This is a genomic window from Oceanimonas aquatica, from assembly GCF_030732065.1.
GTDB lineage: Bacteria > Pseudomonadota > Gammaproteobacteria > Enterobacterales > Aeromonadaceae > Oceanimonas.
The window spans coordinates 369,623-393,067 of record NZ_JAVBHX010000001.1 but is presented as its reverse complement, the minus strand read 5'-3'; the positions used below and the strand labels follow the sequence as shown (position 1 = coordinate 393,067).

General features: G+C 61.8%; 21 protein-coding genes, 2 tRNA genes and 1 pseudogene. 7 read left to right on the top strand and 17 right to left on the bottom strand.

Annotated features, from left to right (window positions below; genetic code table 11):
• Positions 1–74: 74 nt before the first annotated feature.
• The 5 genes from Q9290_RS01830 to Q9290_RS01810 all read right to left on the bottom strand — a co-directional run bounded on the left by Q9290_RS01830 (position 75) and on the right by Q9290_RS01810 (position 4,040).
• On the bottom strand, positions 75–236 hold the full coding sequence (locus Q9290_RS01830; protein WP_306078176.1) for a DUF2256 domain-containing protein: 162 nt from the start codon (positions 234–236) through the stop codon (positions 75–77).
• Positions 237–343: 107 nt separating this feature from the next.
• Positions 344–2,290: a bifunctional metallophosphatase/5'-nucleotidase gene (locus Q9290_RS01825; RefSeq protein WP_306077922.1), complete on the bottom strand. Its 1,947-nt coding sequence runs from the start codon at positions 2,288–2,290 to the stop codon at positions 344–346.
• A 39-nt stretch (positions 2,291–2,329) separates the two neighbouring features.
• On the bottom strand, positions 2,330–3,193 hold the full coding sequence (gene purU / locus Q9290_RS01820; protein WP_462806081.1) for a formyltetrahydrofolate deformylase: 864 nt from the start codon (positions 3,191–3,193) through the stop codon (positions 2,330–2,332).
• A 98-nt stretch (positions 3,194–3,291) separates the two neighbouring features.
• A complete protein-coding gene (locus Q9290_RS01815; RefSeq protein WP_306077920.1) occupies positions 3,292–3,762 on the bottom strand; it encodes a GNAT family N-acetyltransferase in 471 nt (156 codons plus the stop codon).
• 38 nt (positions 3,763–3,800) lie between these two features.
• A complete protein-coding gene (locus Q9290_RS01810; protein ID WP_306077919.1) occupies positions 3,801–4,040 on the bottom strand; it encodes a hypothetical protein in 240 nt (79 codons plus the stop codon).
• A 272-nt stretch (positions 4,041–4,312) separates the two neighbouring features.
• Here Q9290_RS01810 and Q9290_RS01805 point away from each other — a divergent pair, with 272 nt between their 5' ends.
• The 3 genes from Q9290_RS01805 (at position 4,313) to Q9290_RS01795 (ending at position 8,143) form a co-directional block, all read left to right on the top strand.
• Complete coding sequence (locus Q9290_RS01805) at positions 4,313–5,578, top strand: lytic murein transglycosylase (protein ID WP_306077918.1); 1,266 nt, start codon at positions 4,313–4,315, stop codon at positions 5,576–5,578.
• A 174-nt stretch (positions 5,579–5,752) separates the two neighbouring features.
• Positions 5,753–7,135, top strand: a complete 1,383-nt coding sequence (locus Q9290_RS01800) for an L-cystine transporter (RefSeq protein WP_306077917.1) — start codon at positions 5,753–5,755, stop codon at positions 7,133–7,135.
• Between the two features lie 123 nt (positions 7,136–7,258).
• Complete coding sequence (locus Q9290_RS01795) at positions 7,259–8,143, top strand: DMT family transporter (protein ID WP_306077916.1); 885 nt, start codon at positions 7,259–7,261, stop codon at positions 8,141–8,143.
• A 39-nt stretch (positions 8,144–8,182) separates the two neighbouring features.
• Here Q9290_RS01795 and rarD read toward each other — a convergent pair whose 3' ends face one another.
• The gene (gene rarD, locus Q9290_RS01790; protein ID WP_306077915.1) at positions 8,183–9,088 is read right to left on the bottom strand and encodes an EamA family transporter RarD; all 906 of its coding nucleotides are present in this window, start codon (positions 9,086–9,088) and stop codon (positions 8,183–8,185) included.
• A 274-nt stretch (positions 9,089–9,362) separates the two neighbouring features.
• Here rarD and Q9290_RS01785 point away from each other — a divergent pair, with 274 nt between their 5' ends.
• Both Q9290_RS01785 and Q9290_RS01780 read left to right on the top strand, forming a co-directional pair.
• A complete protein-coding gene (locus Q9290_RS01785) occupies positions 9,363–10,229 on the top strand; it encodes an SdiA-regulated/phytase-like domain-containing protein (RefSeq protein ID WP_306077914.1) in 867 nt (288 codons plus the stop codon).
• Positions 10,230–10,300: 71 nt separating this feature from the next.
• Complete coding sequence (locus Q9290_RS01780) at positions 10,301–12,058, top strand: GGDEF domain-containing protein (RefSeq protein ID WP_306077913.1); 1,758 nt, start codon at positions 10,301–10,303, stop codon at positions 12,056–12,058.
• A gap of 62 nt (positions 12,059–12,120) precedes the next feature.
• On the opposite strand, the gene Q9290_RS01775 is transcribed toward Q9290_RS01780, so the two are convergent.
• From Q9290_RS01775 to Q9290_RS01765, 3 genes are all read right to left on the bottom strand, one after another.
• Positions 12,121–12,408: a ferritin-like domain-containing protein gene (locus Q9290_RS01775; protein ID WP_306077912.1), complete on the bottom strand. Its 288-nt coding sequence runs from the start codon at positions 12,406–12,408 to the stop codon at positions 12,121–12,123.
• Positions 12,409–12,570: 162 nt separating this feature from the next.
• Positions 12,571–13,722: an L-threonine dehydrogenase gene (gene yiaY, locus Q9290_RS01770; protein ID WP_306077911.1), complete on the bottom strand. Its 1,152-nt coding sequence runs from the start codon at positions 13,720–13,722 to the stop codon at positions 12,571–12,573.
• A gap of 97 nt (positions 13,723–13,819) precedes the next feature.
• The gene (locus tag Q9290_RS01765) at positions 13,820–15,337 is read right to left on the bottom strand and encodes an aldehyde dehydrogenase family protein (RefSeq protein ID WP_306077910.1); all 1,518 of its coding nucleotides are present in this window, start codon (positions 15,335–15,337) and stop codon (positions 13,820–13,822) included.
• A 213-nt stretch (positions 15,338–15,550) separates the two neighbouring features.
• Between Q9290_RS01765 and Q9290_RS01760 the strand changes: the two genes are divergently transcribed.
• The gene (locus Q9290_RS01760; protein ID WP_306077909.1) at positions 15,551–17,254 is read left to right on the top strand and encodes a sigma-54-dependent Fis family transcriptional regulator; all 1,704 of its coding nucleotides are present in this window, start codon (positions 15,551–15,553) and stop codon (positions 17,252–17,254) included.
• Here the strand turns inward: Q9290_RS01760 and Q9290_RS16470 are convergent.
• From Q9290_RS16470 to Q9290_RS01750, 3 genes and pseudogenes are all read right to left on the bottom strand, one after another.
• Positions 17,238–17,618, bottom strand: a complete 381-nt coding sequence (locus Q9290_RS16470; protein ID WP_371930887.1) for a CZB domain-containing protein — start codon at positions 17,616–17,618, stop codon at positions 17,238–17,240. The two genes, Q9290_RS01760 and Q9290_RS16470, sit on opposite strands and share 17 nt — an antisense overlap.
• A gap of 36 nt (positions 17,619–17,654) precedes the next feature.
• Positions 17,655–18,059 (bottom strand): annotated as a pseudogene (locus Q9290_RS16465) (methyl-accepting chemotaxis protein); the annotation flags it as partial.
• Between the two features lie 396 nt (positions 18,060–18,455).
• Positions 18,456–19,106, bottom strand: coding sequence for a L,D-transpeptidase family protein (locus tag Q9290_RS01750; RefSeq protein ID WP_306077907.1), 651 nt, complete (start codon positions 19,104–19,106; stop codon positions 18,456–18,458).
• 230 nt (positions 19,107–19,336) lie between these two features.
• Here Q9290_RS01750 and Q9290_RS01745 point away from each other — a divergent pair, with 230 nt between their 5' ends.
• Positions 19,337–19,909: a hypothetical protein gene (locus Q9290_RS01745; protein WP_306077906.1), complete on the top strand. Its 573-nt coding sequence runs from the start codon at positions 19,337–19,339 to the stop codon at positions 19,907–19,909.
• Here Q9290_RS01745 and Q9290_RS01740 read toward each other — a convergent pair.
• The 5 genes from Q9290_RS01740 to uvrY form a co-directional block, all read right to left on the bottom strand.
• Positions 19,888–19,974, bottom strand: a tRNA-Leu gene (locus Q9290_RS01740). The genes Q9290_RS01745 and Q9290_RS01740 overlap by 22 nt on opposite strands.
• A 23-nt stretch (positions 19,975–19,997) precedes the next feature.
• Positions 19,998–20,071, bottom strand: a tRNA-Cys gene (locus Q9290_RS01735).
• Positions 20,072–20,189: 118 nt separating this feature from the next.
• Positions 20,190–20,738 (bottom strand): CDP-diacylglycerol--glycerol-3-phosphate 3-phosphatidyltransferase, encoded by a 549-nt coding sequence (pgsA, locus tag Q9290_RS01730; protein WP_306077905.1) that lies wholly within the window; start codon positions 20,736–20,738, stop codon positions 20,190–20,192.
• 48 nt (positions 20,739–20,786) lie between these two features.
• Positions 20,787–22,616, bottom strand: a complete 1,830-nt coding sequence (gene uvrC, locus Q9290_RS01725) for an excinuclease ABC subunit UvrC (RefSeq protein ID WP_306077904.1) — start codon at positions 22,614–22,616, stop codon at positions 20,787–20,789.
• A 37-nt stretch (positions 22,617–22,653) separates the two neighbouring features.
• Entirely contained in the window at positions 22,654–23,295 is a 642-nt protein-coding gene (gene uvrY, locus Q9290_RS01720) for a UvrY/SirA/GacA family response regulator transcription factor (protein WP_306077903.1), read from the bottom strand.
• Positions 23,296–23,445 lie beyond the last annotated feature (150 nt).

Here is a 23,445-nt window from a genome sequence, read left to right as displayed (position 1 = left end):
TTCAGGGTTTTGCAAGAGTAAATCAGTCAAAAAACCAAGTCGAGACGAAGTACCGTCAAGCGATGCCAAATGCTTCATTTAGCGTCAGTTGCTGACGCGCTTGAATCCGAACGATGGCGGCGGCAGCGCTCGGAACAATATTTGACCTGCTCCCAGTCCCGAGCCCATTTTTTACGCCAGCTGAATGGCCGGCCACAGACGATGCACATTTTTTGCGGCAAATGGGGTTTGCGCATTTTCATTGGCTCACTCGCTTCCGGTGTTTGCCGCCCTGGCGGCTGGAGTCAGGAGAAATGTAATGCAACCGTCGCGCGGGCAGACTGCCCGCGCTGTCATGTCAGGCTTACAGCCGGTTGAGGGTAATACCGCTATCGGCCAGGGGGGTGAGCAGCGGACGGCGCTCACGCACATAATCCATAAAGGCCTCGGCATCGGTATTGCACTGCACGCCACCGGCGCGACAGCGCAGGGCCTGGTTAATGTAGTGCACGCGAATGGCCCCGCGCCGGGTCTGGCTCAGGCGTGCCACCGGAAAGGCGGTCAGGCGACCCTTCACCCGGGCCAGATCGATGCGGTCGGTCAGCACCCGCTGCAGCTGATACAGGCTGTTCCAGCCATCATTGCCCGATGCGTGGTAACCGTTAATCACCACGTTATAACTGGCGTTTGAGTCCAGTTTTACCCACTGCCTGCCCTGACGCACCTCGATCATGCGCAAAAAGCCCGCGCCCTTGCGGGTTTCGTCAAACCGGTAACGCAACCCCGCCATATAGGGAAACGCCCCGGCCGCCTGGTTATCGGCCAGACTGGCGTTGATGGTTTCCAGCAGCAGGCCCGCCAGCTGGCGACCGGTGAGCGACACCAGGCTGAGCGGCGTGGAATAGGGCAGCAACTCCAGCGTGACGTTACCCTGCCTGAGCGCACCCGGCTCCAGCGGAGTGCGTATAGCACTGGCACCCACCAGGGCAATGTCGGCCCGGCGGCCGGTCACGGCCCGCACTTCCGGAGTATTGGCCCAGTACAGCTGACTGGCAGCCACCAGCGGCCCCAGATCCGATGCACTGCCATCCTGTCCGGGCAGCCCCTGGTGTGTCAGGGTAGCCGGCACATGGCCAATCACCTCGCCATAGGCGGCGTTCAGCGCGGGCCGGTACTGGGTGTCGATATGGCGGCGCAGCTCGGCGTCTTCCGCCACCACCGCCATGCGGGCATCGGCGGCCACGGCCTGGTTCAGACGCTGCTGCTCGGCCTCACTCAGGCGATGCTGTTTGCCCCGGCGAATATCGTTATAAAACACGCCGTCGGTGAGCAGGGTGTTACCGCCTTCACACCGGCTGACCCGGCCGTCGGGGGTAAAGGTAACACTCACCCGGCCCATGGCCTGGGCGAAATGGCCGGCCTGCACCACGCAGGTTTTGGCGCGACCGTCGGGGTTGGTGACCTGCTGCGCGTAGGGCGGGTTCTTGCCCAGCCCCAGGCTGGCGAAGTCGCCCATCAGGGTTTCGGAGCGCCCGCCCACAATCAGATCGATGCCGTTGACCCGCGACGCCAGCCGCTGATCCCGCTCCAGCCCCAGGTGAGTAAGGGCCACAATGTGCTTCACGCCCTGGGCGCGCAGGGCATTCACGGTACGCTGGGCGGTTTCCACTTCGTGGTTAAACGCCAGCCGGCCGGGGTTGGCCGCCTGCTCTGACAAGTCTTCCGGCACCAGCCCGATCACCGCCACCACGGGATCGCTGTCGGCGTCTTCCATGCTCTCCAGCCGTTCCTTGTCGTTGCCGTCAAAGGCGTAGAGCACGTAAGGATACAGGTTACCGGCGGCATTCAGGGCCGGATCCTTGCGGGCATTCAGGTTGGCGGCCAGCACCGGAAAGTTGACCCCCTCGATAAAGGCCGCCAGCCGCGCGCTGTCGAGATCAAATTCGTGCTGGCCCGGCACCATGGCATCCAGGCCGAGGCGGCTCAGCAGATCGGCGTTCATGGCGCCCTGATTAAGTTTGAAATAGCCGGTGCCCTGCCAGGCATCGCCGCCGTGCACAAACAGCAGCGGCTGATCCGCAAGCTGCGCCTGTTCACGCAGAGTATTGGCGTAACTCAGCAGGCGCGGAAAGCCTCCCAGCCGGGTATACACTTGCCGACCGTCCAGGGTCAGTGCCGCGTCGCTGGGGTCAAAGTGGGAATGGGTGTCATTGATGTGCGCCAGGGTCAGGGTAAAAGGCGCCTCGGGTTGCTGGCTGGCACAGCCGGACAGGGCCAGCGCCAGGGCGCCGGCCACCAGAATGTGTTTCATGAATATACGAACTCCATCGCGTAAAACCGGATCAGGGCCCTAACTGGTAAAGACCACCGTCTTGCCGTTGTGCAGGAACACCCTTTGTTCAATGTGGTATTGCACCGCCCGGGACAGGGTGATGCATTCAATATCTTTGCCCTTGGCGATCAGCTGCTCGGGATAATGGCTGTGATCCACCACTTCCACCCCTTGAGTGATGATGGGGCCTTCATCCAGATCATTGTTGATGTAATGGGCGGTGGCCCCCACCAGTTTCACGCCCTTGTCATAGGCCTGATGATAGGGCTTGGCGCCCTTGAAACCGGGCAGCAGCGAATGATGAATGTTGATGGCGCGGCCATTAAGGGTGGCGCACAGCTCCGGGCTCAGCACCTGCATGTAGCGCGCCAGCACCACCAGATCCGCCTCGCACTCATTGATGATACCGAGCACCAGGGCTTCCTGCTCGGCGCGGTTGTCATCGTCCACCGGCAGGTGGTAATAGGGAATATGATGCCAGTCGGCCAGCCGCTGCAGATCCGGATGATTGGAGATAATGGCCGGAATTTCCACCGCCAGCTGACCGGTGCGGTAGCGGTACAGCAGATCGTTCAGGCAGTGATCCAGACGGGACACCATGATCACCACGTTGGGCCGGTAGTGGCTGGCGGTCAGCTGCCAGTCCATGGCAAAACCGTCGGCCCGGGGCGCAAAGCCCTGGCGAAAGGCGGCTTCGTCAAAGGACTGCTCCGCCGGCGGCCGGAATTCGGCGCGAATAAAGAAGTGGCGGCTCAGCACGTCGTCAAAGGTCTGCATTTCCACCACGTAGCAGCCCTGCTCACGCAGGTAGCGGGTCACCACGTCCACGGTGCCCAGGCTGCCCGGGCAGTGGGCGGTCAGATAATAGGTGTCTTTTGGCATGGCCACGGCCGTTCTCCCGATTTCTGAATAACACGCCGCTTGGCGGCGGCGCTATTGTGCGGCAAAGCCGGGGTTAACGCCAGCAGGCAGGCGGGGCGTCAGTCCAGCTTTTTTTCCATGATAAAACGGGTGAAGCTCATGCCGGCCTTGTGCACTTCCTGCTGATCGAGCAGGCGAAAGCCCCGCTGTTCAAACATGGGCCGCGACAGCACGCTAGCGTCGGTGGTCAGGCAGTGCACACCGCGCCGGCGCGCCTCCTGCTCTATATCTGCGCACAGGCGTCCGGCCAGGCCCCGGCCGGAGTGCTCCGCCAGCACATAGATCAGCGCCAGGCAGTGATCCGGGCTCAGGGTGGCAAAGGCCACCGGAATATTGTGCAGGGTCATCACCCGGGTATAACCGGTGCGCACCAGGCGGCTGAAGTCGTCGCGGAACTGGTAGGGAAACGCCGCCCACACCTGCACCTGCTCGTCGCTGTAGCCGCGTCGCCCCTGGCCCATGACCGCATCGTGATAAATCAGCTCCAGGCTGCTGAAATCGGTTTCCTGGTAGTCTCTGCTCGAGTACATGACAACTCCGAATACAAAACCATGCGCCACCCTCAACGTCAGGAATGTGGCTCGTCTCCTGAAGGGGCCGGCTGCAGCGCCAGCTCCCGGCGGCGGGCCTGCAGGGCCAGCACTGCACCCATGATGCACAACCCAGCTCCCAATGGCCAGCCGCCGGCCGGCCCCCACAGCATGACACCGGCTCCCGCCAGCATGGCAAGCACGCCGGCCAGCTTGGCGAGGGTGGCCCGGCCGTCGACCATCAGCCACCTATCACAATGGGGGCAGCGCAGCCGCATACCAAGCCCACGACTTTCCCGCTATTTGACCTGTGCCGCATTAATACGGCACCCACAACAAGGACACTTCACCCTCGCTTCTCCCTGATTGCGTTCACGCCAACGGCATGCGGGCATGATAACAAAGCCGGGTCGGGCAATCTGCGCCGCCGGGTACGATTTGCGTCATTTTATGGTGACTGCGTCACATCATTTGAGTACGCCCTTTGGCCACTTTCATTTATTCGATAATCGGATAAGCTGTCGGCCATCAGTCAACCCGGAATAACCCCATGTTCAGAAGCTCCCTTGTGGCCTGCCTGATCGCCGGCGCCCTGACCGGCGGCTGTGCCAGCCATGCCAGTCCTTCACCCCAGTCTCAGCCTGACGCCTCTGTGCCTTCAAAGGCCGATGGCGGCAAGCCGCCATCCCGGGCCGAGCAGCAAAGCTTTATCGCCTGGCGCGCCGATTTTCGCCGCCGCGCCCTGGCCGAGGGCATTTCGCCCGAGGTATTTGACGCCGCCTTTAAGGATATCGACCTGAATCACAGCGTGATTAAACTCGATCGCGGCCAGGCCGAATTTACCCGCCAGTTGTGGGACTACCTGGACAGCGCCGCGTCCGCCACCCGGGTCAGCACCGGCCAGGCAAAACGTCGGGCACTTGCCGACACCCTGACGCAAATCGAGCAGCGTTACGGCGTTAAAGCCGAGGTGGTGCTGGCGGTGTGGGGCATGGAAACCAACTACGGCGGCTACCGGGGCAACACCCCCACCATTGAAGGCCTGGCCACCCTGGCCTTTGAAGGCCGCCGCCGCCAGTTTGCCGAAACCCAGCTGATCGCCGCCCTGCGCATACTGCAGGCGGGAGATGTGAGCGTAAACGACATGCGCGGCTCCTGGGCGGGTGCCATGGGGCACACCCAGTTTATGCCCACCAGCTACCTGGCCTATGCCCAGGACTTTAACGGTGATGGCAAACGCAACATCTGGAGCGAGGACCCCACCGACGCCCTGGCTTCTACCGCCTATTACCTGTCCCGCTTTGGCTGGCAGGCCGGCGCCCCCTGGGGGCTGGAAGTGACCCTGCCCGAGGGCTTTGACTACACCCAGGCGGATCAAAAGCGCCGCCAGCCGGTGGCCCACTGGCGCGGGCTGGGTATCACACAAATCAACGGCCAGCCCCTGCCCGACCATGGCGAGGCCGCCATTCTGGTGCCGGCGGGCGCCCAGGGGCCGGCGTTTGTGGTGTTTAACAACTTCTTTGTGATCAAGCGCTACAACAACGCCACCGCCTACGCCATGGGCGTCGGACACCTTGCCGATAAAATCGCCGGTGGTAGTGACTTTCACCAGGCCTGGCCCCGTCATGAGCGGGCCCTGAGCCGCACCGAAAAGCAGGAACTGCAACAGCGCCTGACCGAACAGGGCTTTGATACTCAAGGTGCCGATGGCGTGATTGGCCCCAACACCATGGCCGCCATTCGTGCCTGGCAGCAGGCCCGAGGGCTGGTGGCCGACGGCTACGCCAGCGCCAGCCTGCTGGAACGCCTGCGCTGACGCCAGTTCGCAGAGCCCGGCACCGGGCTCTGCTTTACAATTGGTCGCATTCTCTTCAAAAACCGCCTTTCACACTATTTTTCATAAGTCATAACCAAACGGATTAACGACCCAGTTAATTGTGCTGTTAGCATCGCCGGCTTCGCTATTATTTTCTGACATTTTGGAGTCTTCATGCTGACCGTGCTCGTCAACCTGACGATCTTTGTGCTGCTGATGCTGGTGCTCGGCAAACTGGCCCGCGGGGGTCAGTCCCTTTCCCGTCAGGTGCTGACCGGCCTGGTGTTCGGTGTGGCCGCGGGCTTTGCCATGCAGCTGCTGTATGGCGCCGACACCATCGGCCGCACCCTGGAATGGGTAAATGTGGTGGGCGGCGGCTATGTGCGCCTGCTGCAGATGATCGTCATCCCGCTGGTACTGGTGTCCATTCTCGGCGCCGTGTCACGGCTGCATAACGCCACTTCCCTGGGCAAGATCAGCGTTCTGACCCTGGGGGTGCTGCTGTTTACCACCGCCATTTCGGCGCTGGTGGGTGTCTTTGTGACCCACGGCTTTGGCCTGAGCGCCGCCGATCTGGTGCAGGGCGCCCGCGAGCTGGCCCGCGCCGAGCAACTGGAAGCCCGGGTGGCCAGCGTGGCCGACTTGTCCGTGCCTCAGCTGCTGGTGTCCTTTATTCCGCGCAACCCCTTTGCCGACATGACCGGTGCCAGCCCCACCTCCATCATCGGTGTGGTGATCTTTGCGGTGTTCCTGGGGCTGGCGGTGCTGACCCTGCTGAAGGACGAGCCGGAGCTGGGCAAGCGCGTGGTGGGCGGCATTGAAGCCCTGCAGGCGCTGATCATGCGCCTGGTGCGACTGGTGATGAAACTGACCCCCTATGGCGTGATGGCGCTGATGACCAAGGTCATCGCCGGCTCCAACCTGCAGGACGTGCTCAGTCTGGCCGGCTTTTTGGTGGCGTCCTACCTGGCCATTGCCATCATGTTTGCCGTGCACGGCGCCCTGCTGACCCTGGCGGGCGTGAATGCCAAACGCTTTTTCACCAAGGTATGGCCGGTGCTGGCCTTTGCCTTTACCAGCCGCTCCAGCGCCGCCACCATTCCGCTCAACGTGCAAGCGCAAACCCAGAAGCTGGGCGTGCCCGAAAGCATTGCCAACTTTGCCGCCTCCTTTGGCGCCACCATTGGCCAGAACGGCTGTGCCGGCATCTATCCGGCCATGCTGGCGGTGATGATTGCTCCCACCATGGGCATCGACGTGCTGGATCCGCTGTGGCTTGCCACCCTGGTGGGCGTGATCACCCTGGCCTCGTTCGGCGTGGCCGGCGTGGGCGGTGGCGCCACCTTTGCTGCCCTGATTGTGCTGCCCATCATGGGCATGCCGGTGGCCCTGGCGGCGCTGCTGATCTCCATTGAACCGCTGATCGACATGGCCCGCACCGCACTGAACGTGAACGGCGCCATGACCGCCGGCACCATCAGCAGCAAGCTGCTGGGCCAGACCGACGAAGCGGTGTTTGCCGCCGATGAAGACGAGCACGCTCCGGCCACTGCCTGAGCTCTCCCCGCCTTCATACTGAAAAAGCGCCTGCGGGCGCTTTTTTGTTGCGGCTCACAGCGCCCGGTGACTCTGCTAACATAAGCCCCTTTCTCTTTTTGCCCTGCTGCCAAGGACGCCGCCATGCTGTGGATCCCCTTTACCCTGTTTGCCGCCTTTATGCAGGCCTGGCGCAATGCCTTTCAGAAACGCCTGAGCCAGGAGGCGGGCGCCACCGCCGTCACCCTGGCGCGCTTTGTACTGGCCTGGCCGCTGGCCGGCATATACCTGTGGCTGCTGTATCGCTGGCAGCCGGAGCAGCCCCTGCCCGATTTTACCCCTGCCTTTGCGTGGCTGATCGTGGCGGCGGCGCTCAGCCAGATCCTGGCCACGGCACTGATGGTGCGACTGTTTCAGTTGCGCAATTACGCGGTGGGCGTGGGCCTGGCCAAGAGCGAGGCGGTGCTGGCGGCGGCACTGGGCGTGTTCTTTTTCAGCGCGCCGCTGACGGCCCTGGGCTGGCTGGGGGTGCTGCTTGGGGCACTGGCGGTGTGGCTGCTGAGTGGTCTCAGCCGGGCGGCGGAAAACGGCGTGCCGGCCAGCACCCTGGTCACCGGCCTCGGCAGCGGCCTGGCCTTTGCACTGACCTCGCTGTGGGTGCGGGAAGCCAGCCTGGTGCTGGCCCTGCCCTTTCCCTTTGGCGCCGCCTGGGTGCTGTTGCTGGTGATCGGCCTGCAGACCCTGCTGCTGGTTATCTGGCTGGGCCTGCGCAATCCTCAGGCGCTGGTGTCACTGTGGCGCCGGCCGGGGCTGACTGCTCTGGTGAGCCTGACCAGCTGCCTCGGTTCCATTGGCTGGTTCAGCGCCATGAGTCTGGAAAGCGTGGCCCTGGTCAAGACCCTGGGTCAGGTAGAGGTACTGTTTACCCTGATGATCTCGGCCTGGTATTTTCGGGAACGGCTGGGCCGCCGGGATCACGGCGGCCTGGTATTGATCGTGCTCGCTGCCATCTGTGTCATGTGGGCCTGATGGCCACCCCTTTCATCGCTGAAAGCAGTTGCGGTGGTATCAGTGGGCGGCGTTCTGGCTGAAGGGATAACGACGAAACGACAGCATTTTGCGCACCCCCTCGAGGATCAGCAGCGCCACCGCCGTCCAGATGGCGATATAGGTGGGCCACTCTTCATCGGCAATGGTTTCGCCCAGTACCAGTGACACCACCACCAGCAGCACCGGCTCCACATAGCCGAGCAGGCCAAACAGACTGAACGGCAGCCGGCGGCTGGCCAGAATGTAGCAGGCCAGCGCCAGGGCGCTGATCATGCCAAGCCCCAGCACCAGCACATAGAGCAGCGGCCGCTCGCCAAATACCGCCATGGGCGAGTCGGCAGCAAAGGCGAACCAGGTCGCCGCCGGCAGCATCAGCAGCATGTCGCACCACAGACCCCCAAGGGTGTCGTTGCCGAGCCAGCGCCGCCACACAAAATACAGCGGGTAGCCAATGGCCACCACCAGGGTCTCCCAGGACACACCGCCGGCATGCCATACCTCGTTGGCCACCCCAAAGGCGGCACAGGCCACCGCCAGCCACTGCAACCGGGTGGGGCGCTCGTGATACAGAAAACGTCCCACCAGCACCAGCACCAGCGGCATCATGAAATATCCCAGCGACACCGCCAGGCCGCGGCCGTTGATGGGCGCCCACATAAAGATCCACAGTTGCACCGCCACCAGGGCGGAAGACAGGGGCAGGCCCAGCCAGAGGACAGGCCGGGTTTTCAGTTGCGCAAGCAGGGTGGCCACCAGCCGCCAGTCGCCGCTGTACAGCAGAAACAGTCCCAGGCAGGGCATGGTCAGCAGCATGCGCCAGCCAAACACCACTTCGCCGCTCATGGGCGTCATCAGGCTGGCGTAGTAATACAGCAGCGCAAACAACACCGATGAAAACACCGACAACGCAACCCCTCTGGCCACTCGCTTTCCTCCTTATCTGTCATTTCGGTCAAAAAATTCGCGCGAAGCTTACCAGCTTTAAGATGAAATATTGACCTGATTTGAAAAATAAAAGCAGCCATATTTATTGCTTATGGAGGGCATTAACAGTGCACATGACCAGTTAACAGCTCGTTTACAGTAACATTTAAAACGGTAACCTTTTTCCCGCTTTGCTGCCTTGCTTATTTCACTGTCCCGGTTATTAATGAAAGCGCTATAACTGGATCATATATCCCCTTTCGGAGTTCACCCCATGGCTCGTCCGCTTTATGCCCTCTGCCTGTTGCTGCTGACCGCCTGCGCCGGGGCCGGCGATCAACGCCTGCAATTGACCCCGGTGGGCAGCTTTCCCTCAGGATTGTCGGAAAGCTCGGGGCTCGCCACTCAGGCCGGCGGCTTTATCAGCCACAATGACAGCGGCAAGCCCGCCGAGCTGTTTGTGCTCAACCAGAACGGTACCCTGGTACGGCGCGTGCCGGTGCCCGCTCCCAACCGGGACTGGGAAGACATTACCCACAACGACGATACCCTGTTTGTGGCCGACACCGGCAACAACGGAGGCCGGCGCCAGGATCTGCGCATTGTTGCCATGAGGCTCAATGACGATGGCGTCTCCGAGCCCATGCTGCTGCCGGTACGTTACCGGGAGCAGCGCAATTTTCGGCCGCCCCGGCACCAGCACAACTTTGACGCCGAAGCCCTGGCCTGGGTGAACGGCGAACTCTGGCTACTGACCAAGCGCTGGTTGGATCAGCGCAGCGCCATTTACCGGCTGCCGTCCGTCGCCACCTCCGAGCCACTGAGTGAGTGGCAGCGGCTGAATACCCGCATGCTGGTGACCGGCGCCGACTTTGACGCCGCCAGCCAGACCCTGCTGCTGGTTGGCTACAGCCGCAGCCTGCTGGACCGCCGGGCCTTTGCCTGGCGCTATCCAGTGCGCAACAACCGGGTGGTGGAAGAGGCCGGGCAACGCTACCGGCTGAGTGAAACCGGCCAGTTCGAGGCCATTGCCCTGGGGGCGGACGGCCACCTGTATTTCTCCCGGGAAGGCAGTAGCCCCCAGCTGTTTCGCAGCCGGTGGCCGCTGCGCCGGCTGCAACCAGCTGAAGGAAAAGAATAGGGCGACTGTCATATTTGGTTCACGGCCTTGCCATAGAGTGGCCGCATTTAGCCGTTACCACTGAGTTTCAGATGATTCCACTTTCCTGCGTCGGCGACGATCTGACCGACCTTATTGCCGAGGGCCAGCTGCGCCCGCTGTTTCAGCCCATCGTCGATATTCGGGCCGGACGCATTCTCGGCCACGAGGCGCTGATCCGCGGCCCTCACGGCCACCGACTGGAGTTTCCGTCGGCCCTGTTTGGCGAGGCCAGGAGGCAGAGCCTGCTGTCGGAGCTGGATCTGGCCTGCCGCCAGGCGGCATTGCACCGCTACCACCAGCTCGACATGCAGGGCAGCCTGTTTGTGAACGTGAACCCCAACGTGCTGCTCGACCGCCATCACCCCAGAGGCTGCACCCGCCGGCTGGCGGAAGAGCTGGGCATAGCCCCCGATCGCATCGTGATTGAGCTGTCGGAGCAGGACGCGGTGCAGGACACCGACGGCCTGAAACGCGCGCTCAAGCGCTACCGGGAGCTGGGCTTTCGCATTGCCATCGACGATCTCGGCGCCGGCTATTCCGGGCTCAAGCTGTGGTCGGAGCTTCAGCCCGACTTCGTCAAGATTGACCGGCACTTTATTCAGCATCTCGATCAGGATCCGGTGAAACGGGAGTTCGTGCGCAGCATTACCGCCCTGGCCCGCAGCATGGACTCGGCGGTGGTGGCCGAAGGCATTGAAACCCGGGGCGAGCTGGAACAGTTGCAGGAGATGGGCGTTCAGTATTGCCAGGGCTACTGGCTGGGCCGGCCCGAAGCCAAACCACTGACCACGGTGCCGGCCTTTGTGCCCACCGGCGAACGCCAGCCTTCCCGCCGCCAGCAGGACACGGTGGCCAGCCTGGCCCGCTCCGCCCCGGCCATGGACGTGAACGACCGCCTGGACACCGCCTTTGAGCGCTTGCTGGCTGATGGCCGGCTGCACTCCATTCCGGTACTGAGCCAGGGCATGCCGGTGGGCATGCTGCACCGCTCCCGTGTGATGGAGCTGTTTTCCACGCCCTTTGGCCGCGCCCTCTACGCCAACAAGCCCCTGACCCGGGCCATGGACACCCAGCCGGTGATCGTGGACAAGCACAGCTCCCTGGAAAGCACCAGCCAGCTGATCACCGACGACGACAACCTGATCGCCCGCCAGCATTTCATCATTACCCACAACGGCCACTATCACGGCCTGGGCTCGGTGCGGGGCCTGCTGCGCACCATGACCGAGCAGCGGCTGCAGCATGCCCGCCACGCCAATCCCCTTACCCAGTTACCGGGCAATGTGCCCATTTACCGGGAAATTGACGAAGCACTGCAACAGCGGCGCGACTTTTACGTGGCCTATTTCGATCTCAACCATTTTAAGCCCTACAACGATGTGTACGGTTACGCCCAGGGCGACAAGGTGCTGCAGTGGGTGGCCGGGCTGATGCAGCAGATCATCGGTGGCGCCGGCCAGTTTCTGGGCCATGTGGGGGGCGACGACTTTGTCGCGGTGTTTGACGCCCGCTGCGACTGGCAAAGCCTGTGCAACGAGGTGATACGCCGCTTTGACGAAGAAATCGTCGGCTTTTACCGGCCCGAAGACCGGCTGCGCCAGGGCATGATGGCCCCCGCCCGCAACGGCGAGCTGCAGCACTATTCACTGCTGGGCATCGCCATTGGCGTGGTGCACCCGGATGCAGGCCGCTGTCATTCCCACGACGACGTGGCCCTGCTGGCCAGCGCCGCCAAACACGGCGCCAAGCAGCACGCGCAAAGCTGCTGCTGTTTCAGCACCGAGCGCGGGCCACACCGGCTGCCATAAAAATATACCGGGCCAAGCCCGGTATGACGATGTTTCAAGACCACGGCCTTAATGGGGGGATATCAGTGGCTACCAAGCTTGCCATCGGTAAACAGGTAGTCCTTGAGCTCCTTGTCAAAGGTGGGGTCGCGGCGGCGAATCCATTCCAGCACCATGGCGGCGTGCTCTTTTTCTTCGTCCCGGTTGTGTTTGAGAATGGCCCTGAGTTCGGGATCCTTGCAGGCATCCATACGCTGGTTATACCAGTCAACCGCTTCCAGCTCTTCCATCAGCGAGACGATGGCCCTGTGCATGTCCCGGGTGTCGTCGCTAAGCTCGTCAATGGGCTCGTGATAACCTTCATTCGCCATAAGTGGGCTCCTTGTGTGACTCTTTCACGCTGTTATTCAGTCTGGCCGACAGCGGCGACTTTGCAACCCGCTCAAGTGGGACGTCTGAAGTGAGACGAAAGACGGAAGCAAAAAAATGCCGGGCTCATGGTCCGGCATAAGATCAGCTAAAACAAAGCCATATCAGAACGCGGCTTTAAAGATGCCCACCACTTCATCGTGAGTAGGCTGCACCGGGTTGGTCAGGCCACAGGCATCCTTCATGGCATTGCTGGCCAGCTCGGCAAAGTCGCTTTCCTTGACCTTGAGCTCGCTCAGTCCGGCGGGAATACCCACTTCCCGGGCCAGCCGCTCAATGGCCACAATGCAGCTGTCCGCGCCCTGCGCAGGGCTAAGCCCCTGCACCTCTTCACCCAGGGCGGCGGCCACCTCAGTCAGGCGGGCGGCGGCCACCCGGCTGTTGAAGCGCTGTACGTGGGGCAGCAGCACGGCGTTGCACACGCCGTGAGGCAAGTCGTAAAACCCGCCCAGCTGGTGCGCCATGGCATGCACATAGCCAAGGGAAGCGTTGTTAAAGGCCATGCCCGCCAGCAACTGGGCATAGGCCATGTTGTTGCGCGCCTCCATGTCGGCGCCGTTGGCCACGGCCTTGGCCAGGTTTTGACTGATCAGGGTAATGGCCTTGATGGCGCAGGCGTCGGTAATGGGGTTGGCGGCGGTGGACACATAGGCTTCCACCGCGTGGGTGAGCGCATCCATGCCGGTGGCGGCGGTGAGCGAGGCCGGCATGTTTTTCATCAAAAACGGGTCGTTCACCGACAGCACAGGGGTCACGTGCTTGTCGACGATGGCCATCTTGATGTGAGTGTTTTCGTCGGTGATGATGCAGAAACGGGTGATCTCCGAGGCGGTGCCGGCGGTGGTGTTAATGGCCACCAGCGGCAGCTGGGGCTTGGCGGACTTGTCGACGCCTTCGTAATCACGAATGTCACCGCCGTTGCTGGCCACCAGGGCAATGGCCTTGGCGCAGTCGTGGGGCGAGCCACCGCCGAGGGAAATGACGAAGTCGCACTGCTTTTGCTGAAGAATGGCCAGGCCTGCTTCCACGTTGCCGGTGGTGGGGTTGGCCTGTACGCCATCAAAGATGCTGGCCTGAATGTCCTTGGCGGCCAGCGCCTGCTGCAGCTGGCCGGCGTAACCCAGCTCCACCAGCGGCTTGTCGGTCACGATCAGGGCATGACGAAAACCCGATTCACTCACCTGGTTGACCGCCTGCTCCAGGGCGCCGTCGCCGATCAGGTTGACGGAAGGCATAAAGAATGTCGCTGTGCTCATGGGTTTACTCCCTAGTTGAGGCATGGGCCTCATTCGTTGTTATTCATCGAAAAAGCGCGCCGCACTAAGCGGCGCCCTGTTGCTCAGAAAAAGTTACTCAGAAAAACCCAAGGGGGTTGCTGCTGTAGCTGACCAGCATGCACTTGGTGAGCTGGTAGTGGTCCAGCATCATCTTGTGGGTTTCCCGGCCGATGCCCGACTTCTTGTAGCCACCAAAGGCGGCGTGGGCGGGATAGGCGTGATAGCAGTTCATCCATACCCGGCCGGCCTGAATGCCCCGGGCCACCCGGTAGGCGCGGTTCACATCCCGGGTCCAGACCCCGGCGCCCAGGCCGAACTCGGTGTCGTTGGCAATCGCCAGGGCTTCGGCTTCGTCCTTGAAGGTGGTCACGCCCACCGCCGGCCCAAAGATCTCTTCCTGGAACACCCGCATGTTGTTGCGCCCCTGGAAAATGGTGGGCTGAATGTAGAAGCCGTTTTCCAGCCCGCTGATGGAATTGGCCTGGCCCCCCAGCAGCATTTGCGCGCCTTCGGACCGGCCAATTTCCAGGTAGCCGAGAATGCGGTCAAACTGCTCCCGCGAGGCCTGAGCACCCACCTGGGTTTCGGTGTCGAGCGGGTTGCCCTGTTTGATCTCCCGGCCCCGGGCCAGCACCCGCTCCATGAACTCGTCGTAAATGCTTTCCTGCACCAGTGCCCGGGACGGACAGGTGCAGACCTCGCCCTGGTTAAAGAAGGTCAGCAGCATGCCTTCAATGCACTTGTCCACGAACTCGGGTTCAAAGCGCAGCACGTCTTCAAAGAAGATATTGGGAGACTTGCCGCCCAGCTCCACGGTGGACGGGATCAAGCGCTCGGCGGCGGCCTTGAGAATGTGCTGCCCCACCGGGGTGGAGCCGGTAAAGGCCAGCTTGGCGATGCCGGGATGGCGAAGTATGGCTTCGCCCGCTTCCGGCCCCAGGCCGTTGACCACGTTGATCACGCCCGGCGGCAGCAGATCGCCGATGAGTTCCATCAGCACCAGAATGGAGGCCGGGGTCTGCTCCGCGGGCTTGAGCACGGTGCAGCAGCCCGAGGCCAGCACCGGTGCCAGCTTCCAGGCCGCCATCAGCAGCGGGAAGTTCCAGGGAATGATCTGCCCTACCACGCCCACCGGCTCGCGGAAGTGATATACGGCGGTACCGGCATCCAGCTCGGCGGCGCTGCCTTCCTGCGCACGAATGGCGCCGGCAAAATAACGGAAGTGATCCACCACCAGGGGAATGTCGGCGGCCAGGGTTTCCCGCACCGCCTTGCCGTTGTCCCAGGTTTCGGCCACCGCCAGCATTTCCTTGTTCTGCTCGATGCGGTCGGCGATGCGCAGCATCAGGTTGGCGCGCTCCGCCGGCGGCGTGGAGCCCCAGCTGGCAAAGGCCTGCGTGGCGGCCTTGACGGCCAGATCGACGTCATCGGCATCGGAACGGGGCACTTCGCAGAACACGGCGCCGTTGACCGGCGAAGTGTTGTCCATATAGCGGCCCTTGACCGGTGCCGTCCATTCACCGCCAATGTAGTTCTGATAACGGGCCTTGAAGCTGACAACGGCACCGTCCTGTCCGGGTTGCTGATAAATCATCTTGCTCTCCTTGCTCTGTGTTCAGTGACGTGCTGAACAGTGCAAGGCCGATGCCAGATTTACATTTCCATAACAAACAGGCTTAAACCCCTTATGCTGCAAGGCGTTGCGGGCTACACTGGGGCACAGTGTTCGCTGGCCCGGTTCAGCGAGCTGTAGCGCGAGTGTACGGGTGTTCAGTACAAGTGTTCAGTTTCCGCACAGGCGAAGATCATGACCATGACATATCCTGCTCCAACCCCGCAGCCCGGTGAGCTGCTGACCCGCTCCTGGCAACGCAGCCGGACCTTTGGCCTGCAACGCAGTCACCAGGCCGACCCCTGCTGCCTGAGCCCGGCCGAGCTGCGCCGGCGCCAGCAGCGCCACCGCCATTTGCTGAGCCTGCTGCAAAAGGCCATGCCGCTGTTTGAACAGTGGCAGCAGGGCCGCGACTGCCGGCTGCTGTTTGCCGATGCCGACGGCACCATTTTACTGAGCGCCGGCGACACCCGCTTTGGCGACCGGGCCCGCCGTCTGGCGCTGGCCACCGGCGCCCGCTGGCACGAACAGACCATGGGCACCAATGCCATTGGCACCGCCCTCTCGGAGCAACAAGAAGTCTCGGTGCTGGGCGAGCAGCACTACATACATGCCAACGGTGCCATCAGTTGCAGCGCCAGTCCGGTGTTTTCACCCACCGGCGAGCTGCTGGGGGTGATCGACATTTCCAGTGAGGCCGGCGCGCACAGCACCGACATGCTGCTCACCGCCCGGCTGATGGCGCTGACCATGGAAAACGCCCTGGTCAGCGAGCAGCAGGATGCCTGCTGGCTGCTGAGCCTGGCGAGCGATGCCGCCGGCCTGCAACAACCCTGGTCGGCGCTGATTGCCCTGCGCGAAGACGGCCAGCTGCTGGGGGCCAACCGCCGCGCCCGGCAGTGGCTGCCAACACTGGATCCCGCCGCCCTGTTACGCCGGCTGCGCCAGGGCGAACTCACTCCCTGGGGTGACGGCATGGCCCTGCTGAGCCGAAAACCGGTACCGGCCCGCCCTTGCTCAAACACGCACAAGGCCCCCGAGGCCGCCGCCCTCAAGCTGCTGAACCACGGCGTGCCCCTGCTGCTGCAGGGCGAAACCGGCACCGGCAAGGATCACGCGGTGCGCCGGCTGCACCGGCAAAGCCAGCGTGCACAAGGGCCGCTGATTGCGGTTAACTGCGGCGCCCTGCCTGCCGAGCTGCTCGAAGCCGAGCTCTTTGGTCATGCCCCCGGTGCCTTTACCGGCAGCCACAAGGCCGGACGCACCGGCTATGTGCGCGCCGCCCACGGCGGCATTTTGTTTCTGGATGAAATCGGTGAGCTGCCGCTGGCGGCCCAGACCCGGCTGCTCAGGGTATTGCAGGAAAAAACCGTGGTGCCCCTGGGCTCCCACGAGCCCGAGCCGGTGGACTTTTGCGTGATTGCCGCCAGCCACCGCGATTTGAGCGCCATGGTGGCCAATGGCGGTTTCAGAGAAGATCTGTATTTTCGCCTGAACGGCTACAAACTGACCCTGCCCCCCCTGCGCGAGTATGAGCGCCAGGACTTTGCAGAGCTGGTGGACACCTTACTGCAGCAGCTGCACGGCTCGCACTGTTGCCTGGCCGGTGGTCTGCTCGACACCCTGCACGCGCGCACCTGGCCGGGCAATATTCGCCAGCTCAGGCAGGTACTGGAGGTGGCCGGCATTCTTGCCGATGGCGCGCGGATTGAAGCCCATCATCTGCCGGACCTGCCGGCTCGGAATGACGCCCAACCGCCGGTAGCGGATCTGAAAACAACCACAGAGCAGAAAATACGACAGGTGCTGGACGAGTGCGACGGCAACGTCAGTGAGGCGGCGCGGCGACTGGGCATCAGCCGCACCACCCTCTATGCCCGGCTCAGGCGGCGTCGATAGCCTCGCCGCCCAGGGCTTCCAGCTGACGGGTCACATCCAGGCTGGCGGCCTCCATGGCCTGCAGACAGGCCAGGCCTTCTTCCACCTCACCGGCGGCAAAGGCCGTCAGTGCCAGGGCGCCCTGCTCGTGCACCCGCTTGTGGCCGCCTTCCAGATTGCGGTAGGACGAAAGATGGCTGTAAAGCCGCGCGCCCCGGCCCTCGTAATACCACTTGCCCAGGCGGCATTCGGTGTGGGTACTGACCGGCTGCTCAAACTGCTGCTGTTCAATGCGCTGGTAGATGTCGCTTTTCCAGACCGCATGATCCAGCTTGACCGCTTCCAGAAAGGCCACGGCGGCATTGCGCTGGATCACCTGGCGCATGGCCTCGGCCTGGGTGACCACTTCCCGGGTCACTTCGTCGATCTGCTGGGCGGAAGAGGCAATTTCATTGGTGCTGACCACGGACTCGTTCACGGTGGCATGAATGGCCCGGCTTTGCTCCAGCACCTGTTGCACCAGATTATTGATGTTGCCGCTGGCCTCATGAGCCTTGCCCGCCAGGTTGCGCACCTCGTCGGCCACCACCGCAAAACCCCGGCCCTGCTCGCCGGCGCGGGCCGCCTCGATGGCGGCGTTCAGCGCCAACAGGTTGGTCTGCTCGGAAATTTCCTGTATCACCGACACAAAATTGCTGATCTGGCCAGCGGTGTCGGTAAGCACGGCGGCGCTGTCGGCACTGCGGGAGACTTCGGCGTTGATCACCGATGAACGTTGCTTGAGCACGTCGGTGGCCTGGTAGGTTTGCTCAAACACTCCTTCCATTTCCGCCAGTTTTTCCCGCTCGGTGAGCAGGCTCTCGGCGTTGGTGACCATGCCGGCACGAATGGCCTGCAGCATGTCGCTGCCGCGCAGCACCGCCTGAGTGAGCCCCCGGCAGCTGCGCTGTTCGGTTCTTATCTGGGCGAGCTCTTCACGCAAGCCGAGCAACTCGCTTTCTCTGGCTGCAATACGGGTTTCATACTCGGCTACCTGTGCCGCCAGCTGCTGTTCCAGCTCTTCCACCCGCCTTTTTGTTTTTGACGCGAACATGCCTTCTCCTGAGTCCCTTATATGCCCCTATTAAGCAACACTCAGGGGGGCTGCGACAACGTCTGACGGTACCGGGTTAGGGCTTTTTTTGCAGCCTGTGACGCCGGACGACATGAGCGCCATAAGGGCTCAGATATCCTCGCTGCGGGGGTACTTGGCAAACTCGCGGGAAATGTCGGCATACAGCTCCACCGCCCAGCGCGGCAGGTTGGCAGCAAAGCCGTCGAGAGGCTCCCGGCGGGGATCGTGGGGCGCAATAATGACCGAGGTGTTGTTCACGCCAATCTTGCTGACCAGCACAAACAGCTCTTCAATGGCAATGTCGCCAATAGCCAGACACCCCACCGACTCGGCCTTGCCGTGAATGTAGATATCGCCACCCGGATCGGTTCGCCCTTCCTTGGCGGCGCGCATCAGATCGTAGGAGTTGGGATAATTCAGCCGCATCGACAAATGAAAGCGGCTGTCGGGATTCAGGTGGGTAATGCGGTAGATGCCCTCGGGCACCTGTTTGTCGCCTTCCCTCAGCTTGGGTCCGGGGCCGCCACTGGCCTTACGCACCGGATATTGGCGAATAAAGCGAAAGTCGCCGTCGTCGTTACGGGCCCACAGCTCCAGGGCCTTTTCTTCCTTGGTGGCCAGCAGCACTATGTCTTTGGGAGGATATTCCACCCCGGCGCGCATGAAGTAGGGCTTCATACGGATTTCTGCCAGCGAACCATAAGCGGCAACTACGTTCTCCACCGAGCCGTGAATGTAGCTGAACGCGACGTTTGGCATGAGTAAAGTCGTTAAAAACAGGGTTGGCACGACAAATTTGGGCAGAAAGCGCATAAATACCAGTTAACTATTAGAGAGATCCTGTTTCAATGATAGCCCGGCGCGGGGAGGCTTGTAACCGTCTGGTACGCAAATAACACCATTCGGTTTGTTCTGGCTCCGTTCGCCGCCCACACTAAGTAGCAGGACAAAGGCGCCCCGCCTCATCACAGAACATTTGGAGGTTCACCATGTTTCCGGTTTTACGGTTGTGGCCCGTGCTGCTGCTGGCAGGCTGCGCCCAGGTCTCTCCCCTTATCAGCAAGAACACCCCGCCCGCCATTAACGAAAACAGCCCCGGCGTGACCGTTACCCGGGATGCACCGCCGCGCCTGGCCGCCCTCACCTTTTTTGCCACCACCGCATTCGATGAGGCCAGCGCCGGTGCCTGCACCAAAAAACTACTGCAGGAGCAGGAGCAGGACGCCGGGATTATTCGCTACAGCGGCCGTGACATGCTCAATTCCGAAGGCCGGGTAGATAACCGCACCCAGGTGTATGGCGTGCTGCCGGTACAGGACCGCATTCGCTTTGAGCTGACCCTGCTGGCCAAGGTTTCGGGCACCACCTACGGCTTTCGCCGCATAGAATCGGCCCGCCACGATCCACTCGGGTTAAACGGCCACGATTACGCTCCCCTGCCCCCCTCGGGCACGGAAACCCAGCAGGTGTACCAGCGGCTGCAACGGCTGTTCAAAGAGCTGAATGATTGTATTCAGGGAAAGAGCAAAAATAACAACTATGGTGCCCGGAGCGGGACTTGAACCCGCACGCCCTTGCGAGCGAGGGATTTTAAATCCCTTGTGTCTACCGATTTCACCATCCGGGCGTAGACGTATTCGAGAAGGAATATGGAGGCGCGTTCCGGAATCGAACCGGACTAAACGGATTTGCAATCCGCTGCATAACCACTTTGCTAACGCGCCGAAAGAAAGGTCGTTGATATGGCTTGCATTTTAATGGCGAATGGCGCCCAGTCAACCGCTAATCGGTGTTTCACGTCCGTTCGCACATTTTTTATGCGCAAGCCCGGTTTTTTGAGCGTTATTCGCTGCGGGTCAGGTCACCCCAGGCCGCTCTCAGGTAGTCGTAGGCGGAGAACAGGGTCAAACCGGTGGCCGCATACAGCAGCACATAGCTGGCCCAGATCATGTAGATGCTCTGCTGCCAGATAAGGCCGATCAGCGCCAGCATCTGAATGGTGGTTTTCCACTTGCCAATCCAGCTTACCGCCACCCGCGAGCGTTGGCCGATTTCCGCCATCCACTCCCGCAGAGCGGAGATGATGATCTCGCGGCCAATCATGAACATGGCCGGAATGGTCACCAGCGGGCTGCTGTAGTCTTCAACAATCAGCACCAGGGCGGCGGCCACCATTACCTTGTCGGCCACCGGATCGAGAAAGGCGCCAAAGGGAGTGCTTTGCTCCAGCCGGCGGGCCAGAAAGCCGTCGAGCCAGTCGGTCACGGCCGCCAGGGTAAACACGGCGGCTGCCCAGAAATAGGCCCAGTCGAACGGCAGGTAAAACAGCACGATGAAGACAGGGATCAGCAGAATGCGAAAGAACGTCAGGGAATTGGGGACATTTATCATTGTTGTTTAAACCAGAATACGATGCCGGTACATGGTGCATGATGAGACTCAGTGATGCAACGCATCGTGGATCTTTTCTGCCAGGGCCCGGCTGATACCCGGCACCTTGGACAGTTCGTCCACACTCGCCCGCTTCACTTCCTGTAATCCACCCAGATATTTTAGCAAGGCCTGGCGACGTTTGGCGCCCACCCCGGGAATGGTTTCCAGGCTGCTGGTCGTGCGTGCCTTGCCCCGCTGGGCCCGGTGGCCGGTAATGGCAAAGCGGTGGGATTCGTCCCGAATATGCTGGATCAGGTGCAGCGCCGGCAAATCGGCGGGCAGGTGCCGCTCCTCGTGGCTGGTGCCCATGATCAGCGTCTCCAGCCCCGGCTTGCGGGTCACGCCCTTGGCCACCCCCACCAGGAACGGCTGTTTCGGGCTGCCGGCCAGCGCTTCGCCCACCACCGCTTCGGCCTTGCTGAGCTGACCCAGGCCGCCGTCGATAAACAGCACGTCCGGCAGGCTGTCGGGATCGGCGCCGTCAAAGCGCCGGGTCAGCGCCTGCTCCATGGCGGCGTAGTCGTCGCCGGGAGTAATGCCGCTGATGTTAAAACGGCGGTAATCGCTCTTGCGCGGGCCGTCCTGGTCGAACACCACGCAGGAGGCCACGGTTTTCTCGCCCATAGTGTGGGAAATATCAAAACATTCCATGCGGGTGATGTCGGACAGTCCCAGCACCTCCTGCAGCTGCGCCAGTCGCTGTCGCTGAGTGCTGCGGTGGGCCAGCCGGCTGGCCAGGGCGGTTTCGGCATTGGTGCAGGCCAGCTTAACAAAGCGGGCCCGCTCGCTGCGAACGGCGCTGCGCAACCGTACCTTGCGGCCGTAGTGCTGGCTGAGGGTATCGCTGAGCACGCTTTCATCGGGCAGGGTGCGGTCCAGCAGCACTTCCGAGGGCGCTTCCCGGCCATTGATGCCGGAAAGGTAAAACTGCAACACAAAGCTCTGCAATATCTCCTCGGCATCGGTATCCGGGGCCATGCGCGGAAAATAACTGCGTCCGCCCAGCACCTTGCCCTGGCGAATAAACAGCACCTGCACGCAGGCCTGGCTGCGCTCCACCGCCAGGCCGATCACGTCGAGATCGTCGAGTACGTTGCCGCTCACGAACTGCTGCTCCTGCACCCGGCGCAGGGCCAGCAACTGGTCCCGGTAGCGGGCCGCGTCTTCAAAGCGCAGATCCTGGCTGGCCTGTTCCATGCTGTCGGCAAGCGCAGTCAGCACCTGCTGGTTTTTGCCCTGCAGAAACAGCCTCGCCAGCTGCACCTGGTGGCTGTAGTCCTCGTCGCTGATAAGGCCTTTTACGCAGGGGCCGGCGCAGCGCTTGAGCTGATAAAGCAAACAGGGCCGGCTGCGGTTGGCATACACGCTGTCTTCGCACTGGCGCACCGGAAACAGCTTCTGCATCAGGTGCAGGCTTTCACGCACGGCGGCGCCGTTGGGGTAAGGGCCGAAATATTCGCCCCGCTTCTTGCGGGCACCCCTGTGTATGCTGATGCGCGGATGGGGATGATCGGAGATCAGAATATAGGGGTAGGACTTGTCGTCCCGCAGCAGCACATTGTATTTGGGCAGGTGTTGCTTGATCAGGTTGTGCTCAAGGATCAAGGCCTCGGTTTCGGTATGGGTCACCGTCACCTGCACATCGTTTATCTGGCGCACCAGCGCCCGGGTCTTCTCGCCACTGACATTGGTGCGAAAATAGGACGACAGTCGTTTCTTGAGGTTTTTGGCCTTGCCCACATAGATCACCTCACCCCCGGCGTCATACATCATGTAGACACCGGGTTGATCGGTCACGACCTTGAGAAAGGCCTTGGCATCAAAGGGCTGGTTCATGAAGGGCTGACTAAAGCGGGCTCCGTGAGAACGCGCTTCAGATTTTTTCCGCGTCGAGCATGCCGTAGCGAATGGCCAGGTGGGTCAGCTCCACGTCCCCGTTGATGTTGAGCTTGCTGAACAACCGGTAACGGTAGCTGTTCACGGTTTTGGGGCTGAGGTTAAGCTGCTCGGAAATGTCAGTCACGCGCTGGCCACGGGTGATCATAAGCATGATCTGCAGTTCCCGCTCCGACAGCTCCTTGAACGGGTTTTCCTCGTTGGAAAACTGGCTCAGGGCCATGCGCTGGGCAATTTCCGGTGACAGGTAACGCTGGCCGCTGTGCACCAGCCGAATGGCGTTGATCATTTCTTCCGGCCCGGCGCCCTTGGTCAGGTAGCCGGCGGCGCCCGCTTGCATCACCTTGGTGGGGAACGGGTTTTCGGTGTGAATGGTCAGCACGATGATTTTCACATCGGGATTGAAGCGCAAAATCTTGCGGGTGGCTTCCAGCCCGCCGATGCCGGGCATGTTCATGTCCATCAGAATGACATCAGGATGATGCTCACGACACCACTGAACGGCCTCTTCGCCGCTCTTGGCTTCGCCCATCACCTTCATTCCCTTGACATCTTCCAGTATGCGTCGGATCCCTGTGCGCACTAACTCATGGTCATCAACCAGGAATACGTTTATCAAAGCTGTTCTCCGACTGCTGTAACCTGCTTAGCATATCTCAATTACCCATGCTTCGCATCTAAACGAAAAACGCAGGCCGAACAAAAACATTCAGCCGCGGGGACACCCTTAGTATCAAATCGGCGGCACAATGGCAACTCGCGCTCAGGC

Bases quoted from the DNA above. Each gene is read 5' to 3' on its own strand.
- Q9290_RS01830 (WP_306078176.1), bottom strand. From the start codon at position 236: ATGCGCAAACCCCATTTGCCGCAAAAAATGTGCATCGTCTGTGGCCGG.
- Q9290_RS01825 (WP_306077922.1), bottom strand. From the start codon at position 2,290: ATGAAACACATTCTGGTGGCCGGCGCCCTGGCGCTGGCCCTGTCCGGC.
- purU (WP_462806081.1), bottom strand. From the start codon at position 3,193: ATGCCAAAAGACACCTATTATCTGACCGCCCACTGCCCGGGCAGCCTG.
- Q9290_RS01815 (WP_306077920.1), bottom strand. From the start codon at position 3,762: ATGTACTCGAGCAGAGACTACCAGGAAACCGATTTCAGCAGCCTGGAG.
- Q9290_RS01810 (WP_306077919.1), bottom strand. From the start codon at position 4,040: ATGCGGCTGCGCTGCCCCCATTGTGATAGGTGGCTGATGGTCGACGGC.
- Q9290_RS01805 (WP_306077918.1), top strand. From the start codon at position 4,313: ATGTTCAGAAGCTCCCTTGTGGCCTGCCTGATCGCCGGCGCCCTGACC.
- Q9290_RS01800 (WP_306077917.1), top strand. From the start codon at position 5,753: ATGCTGACCGTGCTCGTCAACCTGACGATCTTTGTGCTGCTGATGCTG.
- Q9290_RS01795 (WP_306077916.1), top strand. From the start codon at position 7,259: ATGCTGTGGATCCCCTTTACCCTGTTTGCCGCCTTTATGCAGGCCTGG.
- Q9290_RS01785 (WP_306077914.1), top strand. From the start codon at position 9,363: ATGGCTCGTCCGCTTTATGCCCTCTGCCTGTTGCTGCTGACCGCCTGC.
- Q9290_RS01780 (WP_306077913.1), top strand. From the start codon at position 10,301: ATGATTCCACTTTCCTGCGTCGGCGACGATCTGACCGACCTTATTGCC.
- Q9290_RS01775 (WP_306077912.1), bottom strand. From the start codon at position 12,408: ATGGCGAATGAAGGTTATCACGAGCCCATTGACGAGCTTAGCGACGAC.
- yiaY (WP_306077911.1), bottom strand. From the start codon at position 13,722: ATGAGCACAGCGACATTCTTTATGCCTTCCGTCAACCTGATCGGCGAC.
- Q9290_RS01765 (WP_306077910.1), bottom strand. From the start codon at position 15,337: ATGATTTATCAGCAACCCGGACAGGACGGTGCCGTTGTCAGCTTCAAG.
- Q9290_RS01760 (WP_306077909.1), top strand. From the start codon at position 15,551: ATGACCATGACATATCCTGCTCCAACCCCGCAGCCCGGTGAGCTGCTG.
- Q9290_RS16470 (WP_371930887.1), bottom strand. From the start codon at position 17,618: ATGCGCCAGGTGATCCAGCGCAATGCCGCCGTGGCCTTTCTGGAAGCG.
- Q9290_RS01750 (WP_306077907.1), bottom strand. From the start codon at position 19,106: ATGCCAAACGTCGCGTTCAGCTACATTCACGGCTCGGTGGAGAACGTA.
- Q9290_RS01745 (WP_306077906.1), top strand. From the start codon at position 19,337: ATGTTTCCGGTTTTACGGTTGTGGCCCGTGCTGCTGCTGGCAGGCTGC.
- pgsA (WP_306077905.1), bottom strand. From the start codon at position 20,738: ATGATAAATGTCCCCAATTCCCTGACGTTCTTTCGCATTCTGCTGATC.
- uvrC (WP_306077904.1), bottom strand. From the start codon at position 22,616: ATGAACCAGCCCTTTGATGCCAAGGCCTTTCTCAAGGTCGTGACCGAT.